We start from the raw sequence: 12,125 nt of genomic DNA, 5'->3' as shown, positions 1-12,125 counted from the left end.
CAAGCGCCGACCGGGCTCGCCAGCCAGTCCGCGTTCCCCGCGCAGGTAGGCGCCGTAATCCGCCAGCAGTTCCTCCACCGCACCGCCGCCGACCGGAGCCGGAGCGGGCACGATGCCGCCGCCCCGCAGAACCCTCACCACCGCGCCGAGTGACCGGCGGGCCACCGGCTCCGACCGGCACACCGCCCGCCGGAAGGTCAGAAACTCCTCCAACCGTGGCGGTGTCAGCTCGACCGGGGTGAGCTCCCACCGTTGCATCCACGCACTCAGGCGCCTCATCATGCGCACGGCATCCGTCACCGACGCCGCCGCTTACCCCAGGGACGCCAACTCCGTACGCAGCAACGACTCGTACGGCACCAACGATTCCGTCATCACCAGCGGCACCGGTCCACGGCGCCGCCCTCTGCTCACATCCATGATCCACTCCCGTCTTGCAGGTCAACTCGCCTGCACAGACAGGAATATGAGACTCCCCCGGTCATGGCCGCCGGTTATGCTGAACCTTTCGAAACCGGACATCAGGTCCATCAGGCTTGCCGCCGTCGCAGTCGGCTTCTGGCGCAAGTCCAGAGGTGTTGCCTCTACTCTCCAACGGGTGGCGTCACGACGGGGTGTTTGATGCCCTGCCAATCACCCTCGACTTTCGACGTTCTGATAGTGGACCTTCCCGGGAGCGTTCGCGGCCTGCTCGCGGAGTTGGCGGTTCTCGACCTCCAGGACGTGGATAACGCGGGCCATCTGGGATGCTTCCCGCCTGAGCTGCTGGTGTGTGGCCCACAGCTCACTGTGACGTCGCTTGAGGTCGTCGTCCTGGGCATGCCTCTGCGCGGGGACCGCCGGGCGGTCGAGGGTCTTCACCAGCGCGTAGAACAGGTCCTTCATGCCGGTGTGCTTGTGGGTCAGTTTGTTGCGGCGAAGGCCCGCTTCCTCGGCCAGCGCTTTGACGGTCAGCTGTCCGTCGGACCGCAGCGGCGCCCCGACGAACAGTCTGATCATCGCGTCGGTGATCGCCTGGATCTCTTGGGTGTCGTCGGGCTTGGCGGCCTGGGACATCTCGGCAGTCTGGGTGAGGAGTGTGCCGATGGTCTGGGCGATGTCGGCGGCCAGGCCCTTCGGGCCGCCATCGGAGGCGTCGGGGGTCTGCGGTTCGGGGGCGGTCACGTCCGGTCTCCGGTGGCCTGGGCGAGGTGGACACGCGTGCGATGGTGCTTGCCGATGATCTCGGCCAGCGTCGCGCGACGTTGCTGAAGCCGCCGGGTGACCGGCAGAGGGTTGAGGCCGTCGGCGCACTCGGCGTCGATCTCGTCGATCTCGGCTTGCGCACGTTCGATGTGGGTGTCGGTCCGGGCGATGTTGGGGCAGGTGGGCACGCACCGGTTGTGGCTCGGCGTGCGCCGGGCGGGCTCCTGCCCGGGCTGATCCCGCTGGCACGGGGCGGTGTACGGGTCGAAGTTGCAGGCCAGCAGGGCGCCCTCGTGCTCGAACAGCTGGAGCTTCGAGTTGGTGCGGATCGCCTTGAGCTGGCGCTTGGACACGAAGGCACCGGCGTACTTGTTCTTGTACTCGCTCGCCGCCGCCATGTACCGCCCGGCGGCCGGTCCGCTGACGCCTTCGCCTGCTGCCAGCCGGTCGGATGCCTCGGCGAGGGCGTCGGCCATCGCCAGTCCCTGCTCGAAGTTCAGGATCTGGAGCATGTCGGCCTTGGAGCGGCCTAATGCTGGAGTCGGGTATTGGAACTGTCCGAATGCATGCCTGATCACGCGTTGCGTTCCTCGGATGTTCCGAAGCGTGCCAGGCAGTGCCACACCTTCTTGAGCGCCTGTTGGTCATGGAGTCCGGTGCGTGCGGCGTCACCGATGATCCGGGGATTGAGGTAACCGTCGACGGCAATCTCCGCGCCCAGGTCGACGTACTCTTGTCCGCGGTAGTCCGGGTGGAGTGCGAGTTCTTCGACGGTGAGTCGGAGTCCCGGGTGCCAGTCGAGCCGACATGGCAGGCGGCGGGCGGTGGCTTCCACGTCCGTTCCTCGATAGCTCGGGTCCAGGACGAGTGCCTCGACGTCGCGAGCCAGTATGAGTGGGCCGTGCACCTGTGCCTCGATGTAGTCGTCGAGAGCGGCCTGGCCGTCGTTCTCAGCCAGCTTTATGAGGGACAAACTGGCCGCAACTCCGAAGGCCGTTGGTTCGAAGAAGCTGTCCGGGTAGCAGAACGTGGCTCGGGTGAGGGTCTCGGCAGTCAGCCGAAGGTGCGCGGAGCCGAACCGGGGCGCCCCACCGAGCGGCTTGCGCCGGAAGTCCAGCGCGCCGTAGACAGGTCGCTCGTGGGCGGGTGTGTAGTCATAGGCGCCCCCGAAGATCCGGCTCTCCCAGCGCCATCGGTCACCGCCGGGGTGGGCTGTCAAGCCGCCGTTGCTGGTGCCTGTGACGAATTGCGAGTGATAGGTGCCGTCCTCGGCCAACGCGAGCAGGATCGGCCGACCGCGCACTGTGCGGGCGGGGTGAAAATTCAGGGTCACCCGCAGCGCGGGGTCGACCGGGGTCCCGGACGACAGCGAGGCGACGTGGCGGATGGCCTGTTCCTGCGGAGACGGGGCTGGATCAGCGTTCATCAGCGCAGTGTGCCCGAGCCTGATCAACGTGTGCATCTGCGTTGGCTGACGTCGGCGGCGTAGGCGGCCCAGTCTCCGGCTGATGCTTGCTGCCACTGGACGGCGACTTTGATGTGGACGCCGAGCATGCGGGCGAGGATCGCGGCGGGGACTTCGGTGGCGAGGGCGAACAGCGCGGTGGACCGGTCCTGTTTGGGCCGGATCCCGATGCGGTGAAGGCGCTTGCCGATTTGGCTGTCGGTGAGAGGGCGCCCCGGGTGGCCACCCGGAAACAGCCAGGGGACATCGTCGGGGGTGCCGATCTTGGCCTTGCCGCGGCGGGTCGCGACGAGCTCGCGGACCAGGCTGGCCAGCGGTGCGGGGAGAACGACCGGCGAGGTGCCGAACGCGATCGCAACGGTGTCGCCGTCGATGGTGACGTCGTCGACACTGAGCTGGCTGATGGTGGCGATCTTCTGCGCGTAGAGGATCAGCAGCAGTCCCGCGACGCGGTCCGGGGTTGGCAGTGTGTCGTCGTTGAGGAGGCGGCGGGCGTCGGCCCACCGTTTCTCGCTGTCGATGGTGCTGAGCGGTCCGGTCCAGCGGACGGTGCCGTAGGTCAGGTCGCGGGCATGGCGGTGCTGTACCGACCAGCGGACGAAGTGGCCGGTCTCGTCGCGGTAGCTGACCGTGGCATCGGCCATCCACTGTTCCAGGTCTGGCTGGGTGCAGGTCCCCAGCGTGAGCCCTTCGCCGGTGAGCCAGGTGAGAAAGTTGTCGGCTGCGGTGACGTGGCAGCGGACGTTCAGGTCCTGGAGCCGGGTGGCGTGCTCTTTGCCGAGGCGGCGACGGAGCCGGCGCAAGTGATGCCAGATCGCGTAGCCGTGCAGGATCCGGCGCTCGGCGAGATCGGTGCGGGCCTGGACGGTCTCGGTGATCCATTTCTCCAGGGCGAGGAGCCGTTCGTCGCGGGGCGGGAGGGCGCCGGTCGCGACCAGGACACTGCGCAGGTGGGCCAGCACTTTGCCCGGGGGTAGTTCGTCGAGGACCTCGTGGGTGACGGGCCGCTCGTCGCGTCCTATGTGTTCCAGGAGGTCGCGGGCCTTCGAGCGGGCGATCCAGGCGATGGCGACGTCCGGGCGCTCGGCGCTCGTCAACGCCTCGTGGAACGTGGCGAGTTCGGGCCGGATGGCGCCGGTGGCGTTGCCGAGGAGGTCGCGTACTTGCTGGTCGAGGACGCATCGCTGGCAGGGGCGGGGGCTGAGTTGCCAGGTGGTGGTGCAGACTGGGCAGCGGCCCCAGAAGTCTGGGTCGGGGTTGGTGCACTTCGCGCACAAGGGCTCCTCCCAGGTGCCGCTGCGGGCCTGGGCGACGGTGCCGCAGCCGTTGCAGGTCACCCATCGGTGCTGGCATCGCTCGCACCACGGCTGGCCAGTAGCCCGAGACATCTCGCAGAGCGTCGTCCTCCCGCAGATGCCGCACTCCGCGGTCATCCTCGGGCGGCAGTTGTTGCAGCGCGGGCCGTCGGGCAGCCGGTTCGCGACGGGCATGCGGCGTCCGCAGCCGACACATTCCTCCAGGTTCGCGGGCTGTCTGATCATGCAGTTCGGACACAACGGCCGGCCCTCGGAGTCGCGGGTGGCGGGCTCACGAACGGCTCCGCAGCCGAAGCAGGGGACGGCGGCGTGGTGGGCGAAGCAGGCCCGGCAGATCCGCTTGCCCTCCAGCAGTTTGGACAGCGCCTTCACTCCGTGGCAGCGCGGGCAGGCAGGCCGGACGACCTTGGTCGCCCCGGCGTCGACGAGCTCGTTGATGAACCGCAGGGCTGCCGGGGTGGGGGCTTCGTAACCGGCGCCGGTCAGCAGCTCGGGGCGGGCGACGACGGCCCAGGCCAGGCGGCGCTGTCCGGCGGGCCGGACGGTGGCGCGTCCGAGCGCGGCCAGGACCGCGTCGGTGTCCAGGGCGGGATCGAGGCGTGTGACGAGAGCGGTGAGTTCGTGGAGCGGGTCGCCGTCGGTGTCGGGGCAGTTCGCGCAGCGGGGCTCGCCGTTGCGGTCCCGGCTGGTGACGCGTCGTTCTTCGTGGCAGCCCGCGCAGACGGCTGGCTTGTCGAGGCAGCGCGAGCATCCCCACCGTCCTCCGGTGCTGCTGCCGACGTAGCGGCATGGGCGGCCGCACTCGCCGCAGCGGGGCAGTGCGACGTCCTGGGCGCCGGCGTCGTGCAGGGCCATCAGCAGTTTCGCGACGCAGTAGGGCGCCGGTGGCTGCCCGGTCCGCAGAAGTGACGGGTCACCGTGCAGGGCCTGGGCGAGGCTGCGGCGGCCGGCTCGTGCGCGTACGACCGTGCAGACGATGTCGCGGATGTGAGCGGCATCCAGGTGCTTCTCGACGTTGCCGATGAGTCGCACCACCAGGCCGACCGGGTCCGCGAGGACTTCCTCGGCAAGACCGGTCACCGGTCGACTCCGGTGATCCGGGCCCGCTTTGGCCGCAGGTCACCGACACCGTCGGAGACCGCGGTCCCGCCTGCGGCGGCCTTCTTCGGTTTCGTCGCGGCGCCGGCCCCGGCGATGGGCTCGATGAGGTCGTCCATGGCACAGTCGAGGATGTCCAGCAAGGCCATGAGGATCTTCAGGCTGAGTCGCTCGGGTCGCTCGACGACGAGCCGGTAGACCTGGCTCGTGGACAGTACGATGCCGCGTTCCTTCAACGCCGGCAGCAGGTCGGTGGTGGAGAACATCCCGCGGTCCGCCATGACTTTGCGCAGGTGCCAGCGGTAGTCGAGCTTGCCGACCATCATCGGGTCCTTCCTAGTCAGGCCCCGGCGAAGGCCGGGGCCAGTGCCTTGGCCAGGGCAGTGTTCATGAAGTCGTCGCTGACGTGCGTGTAGATGGCGGTGGAGCTGTCGCACTCGTGGCCGACCTGCTGCTGGATGAAGCGCCGGTCGACCCCATCCTCGGTCAGATGCGTGACGTAAGAATGGCGAATTGAGTGCGGAACTAGCTCTTTTGGGAGCTTTAGGGCATCTCGATATGCCTCGAACCGGTCGTTGATGGAACTGGGCTGGAGGCGTCCCCCGCGTTCAGTGATCCAGAGAGCCGGGTGATCGGGGAATCCGAAGCGCGGCCGGACATTCTCGACGTAGTCCTCGACTGCTTCGACGGCCCAGTCCATCACTGACAGCACGTTCCTCCGCCGCGGCGGCTGGCCCTTCTTCGCCTTGCCGTAGCGGACGTTGAGCGTGCCGTACCGGCCGAACTGGCGGGCCTTCGGGTTCCGCCCGAAATCGACCACGTCCAGCCTGGACGTCTCGGTCCGGCGAAGTCCCCACCCGTAGATGACCTTGAAGAGGGTGGCGTCGCGGTAGGCGGCGAGGGCGCCCTTGCGCTTGGACTTAACGGCGCGTGCGACCTGGTCGTCGGCGTAGTCGAGGAAGCGTTGCAGTTCTTCCCTCGTGAACGGCCGTGCCTCCGGATCGCCTTCGTAATCCTGCAGGTGGGGGAGGGTATTCCACTCATGGCAGATCGCCACCGGATGAGCGCCGAAGGCTTCTTCACATGCCGGGCCCCAGCCGTAGCGGCCGTCGATGAGGAACTCGCTGAACAGACGGATATCGCCTTGGTAGCTGCGGATCGTTGACGGCGCCAGGTGCTTCTCGCCGGTCAGCGAGGCTGACCACTCGTCCATATGGGCCGGCGTCCACTGCCATGGGTACTCGTTCGCGAACTTGAGGAACCGGCGGACCAGTCGTTCCCTCGGGTCGATCGTCTCGTCCTTCAGTCCTCGCGACTTCTGCTGAGCCCGCCATCCCCGCATCATCGCGTCGAACATTGCGTCCTCGGGACGCAGCTGGACCACCCCGGAGACGAGCTCCAGATGAGCCGCCCCCGCCAGGGCCACCTTCTGCTGATGCACCACTCCAGACCATCCCTTCTGGAGGGCAGATCATGCATCAGATGGGATCGCTTCGGCAACATGCCTGCTCAGGCGGCTAGTCCGTAGTAGCGTTGGAGTCCATCAGGTCGTCGCTCTGAACTCCCGACCTGCGACTTCTCGCCCATCTGATGCAATTCCCGAGGGTCGGCGTACGACTCACCCATGGCGCTTTCGACATGGCCGTACTGGACTCCGAGCGCGACGCGGCCGCCGGGACGGTGGTAGATGAACCACGCGACCGACCGCCGGAACCGCACCAAGGTCACCGCGCCGTCCGGGTCCTCGGGGATGAACTCGTGCCGCCGGTCGTGGATCTGGGACTGCTCGTTCGCCCATGCGATGAACTTGGCGATCCACGCGCCCATCATGGCGAGGTTGGCGATCGGAACGCGGATCTCCACCGGCTTCGGCTTCGTGGTGAGGCTGTAGGGGAACAGGAAGCGCTCGTCCGTCAGCTCTTCAAGGACGGCGATGGCCTGGTGGACCGGCTCGATTACGATCCACGGGTCCTCGCGGATCTCGCCTTCCTCGCTGGTGTTGCCGTCTTCGTCGCTGACGCCGCTGAAGTGACGTCCGGTAATCTTGTACCGGACCGTGCCGTCCTCGCGTTCCTCCGTGGACCGGCAACCGCGCTCCAGGTGAACGACCTCTTCCGGGCGCATCCCCGAGAGGTAGCTGATCACGACCAGCGCGGCAGCCGCGAGGCATATCGCGAGGTCGGGCACATGCGAGAAGTCGATCTTCTCGGTCCACGGCCGGTCCCCGATCTTCGCGGTGATCGGGACATCGAGCGGGGCCCCGCGGCCGAAGTGGTGCGCAGGGAACTCGTCCCCGCAGTCGCGGACGACCGAGCTCACCTGAACAGACGTCACTTCCAGCAGTCCGGCCAGGAACTGTGCGGCGACCGGCATCCGGCCATCACCCGGCGCCGTGGTGGCACCGGCGCTTCGTCGGCCGGCCGTCGGCTCGATGGCACGGCGGATGTCGGTCGGGATCTTCTGGCCGCTGGCCACCAGCCGCGTGAAGTGCTCCCTGATCCTGGCGCGGCCGCCCTTGACCGTCGTGGGGGCCATCCGCGCCAGCAGGCGCTTGCGCTCGCGCACGGCGGCCAGGATGTCCGGCGCGAACTCGGTGACCATGCGGATGGCCCAGACCAGCAGCGGCGACATGACCGCCGGGTGGATGACCGGGACACTGGCCTCGCCTCCGGCCGACGCCCGCTCACCCAGGTAGTCCGCGTGGCTGGCGCCCTCGTCCTCCCACGGCGGCATCGGAATCCGGTCCTGCGGCAGCAGGTAGGGCGCGTACGCCCACAGCCGGGTGAGCGAGGACAGGTGCCGCTGGTCCTGGTGCCAGGACCGGCCCTTGGGCCGCAGGGTGAACGCGTAGGACTCCATCGCCTCCCGGTTCACCTCAGCCAGGCTGGTGACCCCCTCCGAGTCGAGCCATCTGCCGAACTCGTGCCAGCCCCGGAAGACCTCATGGAGCGTCCGGGTCTGGACGAACGGCCGAGCGGAGCGCTTCTTGTCCAGAATGAAGTCGGGAGTGGGGATGTTGATGACGGCCCAGCCCGCGCGCATCAGCGGCGCCCTGAACGCCTCGGGCACATTGGCCCAGTTGAAGGAGCAGGCGGTCGCGGCCTGGCTGTGGTCGGCATAGGAGAGACTCCACCTCAGCTGGCCGAAGCGCGGCCACTCCTCAGGGCTGATGCCGGGGCGGATCCTGGCCGCGGGGAACAGCAGATCCGACGGTGCCGGGTCAACGAGCGTCCCCGCTATCGCGGCAGCGGTGTTCACGAGTCGAGTCTCCTGTCGAGCATCCGGTCGATGAGATGCCGGTCGCGCTCGGCGACCTGGGCCAGCAGTTCCGGCCGGGCGCTCTCGCTGGTGTGGGTGGTGAGGAAGTCGCTCACGCGCATGTGGTGGGCGGCCCAGTCGGCCTGCCACACACTGCCGCTGACGGCCGATCGCAGTGTTTCCAGGGCCCGGTGGAGGTAGACGATGCGCGGCAGGTCGCGGCCGGTAGCCAGAGCGTTCGGGCACGCGAGGCACAGCAGGAAGGACACCGAGCACGGGCCGGCCGGGGTGAAGGGGCTGTGGTCGAAGTCGGTGCAGGATGCCACCGGTGTCTGAAGCTGCCCGGCCACGACATCGGCCGCCGTGTCCCGTGGCAAGCCGGTGTGCTTCGCGACCAGCTCGGCGTCATGCGGTTCGGTCCCGGTCGCGTCGGCGACCATTCGCATCTTGACCTGGTCGAAGGCGTGCGACATCGCGGCGGTGAGCCCCGTTTCGACCACCGTCCTGGACTCCTCGCGGACTGTCGTGTCCTTCATGAGGTAGTCCGCGTCGTTGACGGCGTCGGTGTTGTTGCGGGCCCTGCCGTAGAGCGCCTGCGCGGTGTGACGGGTCAGCCGGGCGGTCACATGCGGCAGATCGACGCCCTCGGCCTTCGTCCGCTGCGACCAGTCGGCGATCCAGGATCCGAGGAGCTGACCGTCCTCGCAGGTGCGGAACAGCCCCTTCTTGTAGCCGCCCCCACGCGGCAGCTTGCGGGTCACCAGCAGCGCCGTGGTCGGCGTGCCCATGTTCGCCATGGTCACCCGGGCCTGGTCGGTCATCTCGATGATCTGCTTCATCGCCGCACCGGCCGTCCCCTCGCCGGCGTTGACGAGGTTGTTGCTGTTGAACCGCAGCCGGGGCCGCCGCTTCTTGTCCGTGTCCATCCGGAAGATCGCCGGATCGGGATCGTTCTCATCGGCGTTGGGCCACTGCTGCGGCAGCTGCAGCTTCTTGACCACCGACAGGTTCCAGCTCTCGTGGCAGATGAGGAGGACGGCGGCCGCTCCGATCTCCCACGGGTACGGCCACAGCCGGGCGCAGGCCGCCATGAACCCGCCGTCCGAGGTCAACGCACGGGAAGCAGGGCGGGTTGGTCCCGAAGGGAAGCGGGGAACGTCCCCTGTGCGGCTCAGTTGGTCCAGCAGCTCTCCCCACCGCCAGTCCATCGTCCCGGCCTGGATCTGGCCGCTTCGCCAGCGTTCCATCAGCGCGGTGTTCTCCGCGATCCGCAGCCGGGCCGCACGGACCGTACGGGCCGCGGCCGTACGCACAGCGTGCATCTCTCGCTGGGTGAAGCCGGTCTTCAGCGTCCTCGTCTTCGGTTTGATGGTGCGCCGGCGCTGGTCGAGCACCGCGCGGGTGTCCGCCCGCAGTGAGGGCAGCTCCCGGACAACGACGCGCAGATCCCTGGTCGCGGCAGCCCTCCGGGCCTTCCAGCTCTTCCACGCTTCAGGTGTCAGCTCCTCGACCGAGGTGACCGGCGGGTCGAACGCCCCGACGATCTTGAGGAACCGGCCGATGTGATCGAAACGTCTCCGTCGAGTTGGGGCTGTTCCAGTTCTGGCGGGCACACGTGGCGAACGCCGCGGCGAACTCCCGGCGCAGGGCCTCGGGCCCGTGCAGCTTGTTGAAGTCCCACGTGCCGCAGTCCTGGCCGTCCTGCGCGACCGCGCGGACGACGAGCCCGGTGTCATCCAGGTTGCTCGCCCGACGGTAGTCTGCCGGCGGAAGCGCGGCGGGACGTCCCGGGGAGCTCACGCGACGTCCAGGATCAGACCGGTCTTCTTCGCGAGCTCGGCCAGCGTGATGGTGTTGATCGGGTTTTCCTCGTCGTTCAGAAGCGATTCGAGCTGCAGCCCCCGCACGGGCTCCAGGTAAATGTCCTTGGTGACCTGCTCATTCTTGTGACCGAGCATGTCCTTGACCATCGACCAGACGATGCCGTAAACCTCGGCGAAGTGCCGTCTCTCCGCCGGGGTGAGCCCGTAGCGGCGGTCCAGCGCGTTGTTCAGGGAGACCAACATCCGCAAGGCCATGCTGTGGCGGAGCATGTGCGGCCCGGCGTAGACCGACAGGCCCAGGCGCTCGCAGCGGTCGCTGGCGCGCTCGAAGATCTTCGTCCAGCTCTTGTACGCCAGGGGCATCCCGGTCTCCGTGAGCCAGAGCATCGCCGGTTCAAGCCCGTTCTCCCCCTGGAGGAACAGACGCAGCCTCTGGGCGATGGCCAGCGTGTCGAAGCTCGCCTCTCCGCGCCGCCCGTCCACCGTGGTCCAACGCACAACTCCGCGCCGGGTGATCTCCCTGACCACGAGGCGATCGGGGATCGCCTCGTACAGCCCGCGCGACTGCGCGCGGCGCACCGCTTGGTCCCGCAGGCCGATCCGGTAGGCGTGGATCGACTGAAGTGCGCTGTGGCTGACATAGAAGGTACGGCCCGCCCGTTTGGCGACATCATGACCGACGCGGGAGGAGTAGTAGTTACTCGTTCCCACCGCTGGCAGCTCGGCCAGCAGGATCGTTCCTGCTTCCCGTCTGCGCAGTCCGCTGGAGTACATCAGGTCCGCCCCGGCCACGTCGCGGCCGTCGTTGCGGCCCCGGAAGCTGTCGTCCTCAAGGCCGGAGGGCAGCATCCCGCCCAGGCCGACGTCCCGCCACAGCCGGCAGGCCCGTGGGGTGAGCCACTTCACGTCGGCATGCTTCGCATCCGTCGGCGCCAGATCGGCAACCTCCAGCGACTCGCCGTCACGGCCCCGGACCTTGTGGGTCGTCACCGGGCTCGACGGCATGATCTTCTGGCCTACAGCCCAGTCGTAGAGCAGCTTGAGCGCCGCCAGCTCCCGGTCCCACCGCGGCCCCGCCCACGTTCCGGGGGTTCGCGGCTCCACGGCGCCGCCAGTCCTCCCAGTCGGCCAGGTCGTCGGCCGTCGCCTGGTCCCAGTTCAGGCCCCGCTGCCACAGGAAGCTGAAGAACAGCCGGTAGGCGGGCGCGTACGTCTCCTTGGTACCACTGGCCCGGGACGCGAACCGAGACCGTCTGAAGAAGGTACTAAGCCGAACGTCCACCCGGCCCTCAGGCGAGACCAGGATCGGCTGAACATTCCGGAACTTCAGCGCTCGCTCTCGCGAATCAAGATCATCCCAACCCGCCAAGACACCTTCCGCCAGGTCCGGCCTACCGCCCTGCCCGACCCAGTACAGGTGCCACTCATCCACAACACGACCCCCACGAAGCGCAACACGACCTCGGACAACACGGCAACCGTATACAGAACACCGCATAACCCGGCATGCGGCATAAGCCGATGACTGGCTCCTCGGATTTGCCGGGCGGAAGGCCGAAGCCGAAGAGATCAAGGACACGATCCGGCAGTTCCTGCGCGACGTGCTCAAGCTGGAACTGTCCGAGTCCAAGACCCTGATCAAGCACGCCGCCACCCAGCCGGCGCGCTTCCTCGGCTACAACGTCCGGGCCCAGCGCAGTGACACGAGGATCTCCCGGGGCCGTCGGGCAACCAACGGCGTCATCGGGCTCTTTGTGCCACCGTCCGTGATTCGGCAACGCTGCGCGATCAACATGCGCGGCGGGAAACCCGCACGCCGCGGAATGCTGATCCACGACAGCGACTACTCAATCGTGGTGAAGTACCAAGCGGAATATCGGGGATTGGTCCAGTACTACCTTCTCGCTCAGGATGTTCACCGCCTGGGCTGCCTGCGCTGGGCCATGGAGGCCTCCATGCGGCGCTGTCACGTTGTCGGGG

11 protein-coding genes are annotated in these 12,125 nt (G+C 68.0%); 1 reads left to right on the top strand and 10 read right to left on the bottom strand.

What is annotated here, in order from left to right; translation table 11 throughout:
• The 10 genes from J7E89_RS37470 to J7E89_RS37425 form a co-directional block, all read right to left on the bottom strand.
• Nucleotides 1-258: hypothetical protein (locus J7E89_RS37470; protein ID WP_214980610.1), on the bottom strand; the 258-nt coding region annotated here is incomplete at its 3' end.
• A gap of 375 nt (nucleotides 259-633) precedes the next feature.
• The gene (locus tag J7E89_RS37465) at nucleotides 634-1,164 is read right to left on the bottom strand and encodes a hypothetical protein (protein WP_214980609.1); all 531 of its coding nucleotides are present in this window, start codon (nucleotides 1,162-1,164) and stop codon (nucleotides 634-636) included.
• Nucleotides 1,161-1,697 (bottom strand): hypothetical protein, encoded by a 537-nt coding sequence (locus J7E89_RS37460; protein WP_214980608.1) that lies wholly within the window; start codon nucleotides 1,695-1,697, stop codon nucleotides 1,161-1,163. Before J7E89_RS37460 ends, J7E89_RS37465 begins: the two co-directional genes overlap by 4 nt.
• A 62-nt stretch (nucleotides 1,698-1,759) precedes the next feature.
• A complete protein-coding gene (locus J7E89_RS37455; protein ID WP_214980603.1) occupies nucleotides 1,760-2,611 on the bottom strand; it encodes a DUF3626 domain-containing protein in 852 nt (283 codons plus the stop codon).
• A gap of 23 nt (nucleotides 2,612-2,634) precedes the next feature.
• Nucleotides 2,635-5,046 (bottom strand): site-specific integrase, encoded by a 2,412-nt coding sequence (locus J7E89_RS37450; RefSeq protein ID WP_214980601.1) that lies wholly within the window; start codon nucleotides 5,044-5,046, stop codon nucleotides 2,635-2,637.
• Complete coding sequence (locus tag J7E89_RS37445; RefSeq protein WP_214980612.1) at nucleotides 5,043-5,387, bottom strand: helix-turn-helix transcriptional regulator; 345 nt, start codon at nucleotides 5,385-5,387, stop codon at nucleotides 5,043-5,045. Before J7E89_RS37445 ends, J7E89_RS37450 begins: the two co-directional genes overlap by 4 nt.
• 17 nt (nucleotides 5,388-5,404) lie before the next feature.
• Entirely contained in the window at nucleotides 5,405-6,508 is a 1,104-nt protein-coding gene (locus J7E89_RS37440) for a tyrosine-type recombinase/integrase (RefSeq protein ID WP_214980599.1), read from the bottom strand.
• A gap of 65 nt (nucleotides 6,509-6,573) precedes the next feature.
• Nucleotides 6,574-8,322 carry a hypothetical protein gene (locus tag J7E89_RS37435; RefSeq protein WP_214980598.1) on the bottom strand — a complete coding sequence of 583 codons (1,749 nt, stop codon included), beginning with the start codon at nucleotides 8,320-8,322 and terminating at the stop codon, nucleotides 6,574-6,576.
• Entirely contained in the window at nucleotides 8,319-9,935 is a 1,617-nt protein-coding gene (locus tag J7E89_RS37430; protein ID WP_214980597.1) for a hypothetical protein, read from the bottom strand. The genes J7E89_RS37435 and J7E89_RS37430 overlap by 4 nt, the downstream gene beginning before the upstream one ends.
• Nucleotides 9,936-10,118: 183 nt before the next feature.
• Nucleotides 10,119-11,249 carry an integrase gene (locus tag J7E89_RS37425; protein ID WP_214980596.1) on the bottom strand — a complete coding sequence of 377 codons (1,131 nt, stop codon included), beginning with the start codon at nucleotides 11,247-11,249 and terminating at the stop codon, nucleotides 10,119-10,121.
• A 497-nt stretch (nucleotides 11,250-11,746) separates the two neighbouring features.
• Here J7E89_RS37425 and J7E89_RS37420 point away from each other — a divergent pair.
• The coding region (locus J7E89_RS37420; protein WP_308315734.1) for a group II intron reverse transcriptase/maturase at nucleotides 11,747-12,125 on the top strand (379 nt) is incomplete at its 3' end.

Source organism: Streptomyces sp. ISL-100 (genome assembly GCF_018614615.1).
Classification (GTDB): Bacteria; Actinomycetota; Actinomycetes; order Streptomycetales; family Streptomycetaceae; genus Streptomyces.
The sequence above is the reverse complement of the archived record's forward strand: the minus strand, read 5'-3'. Positions and strand labels throughout refer to the sequence as shown.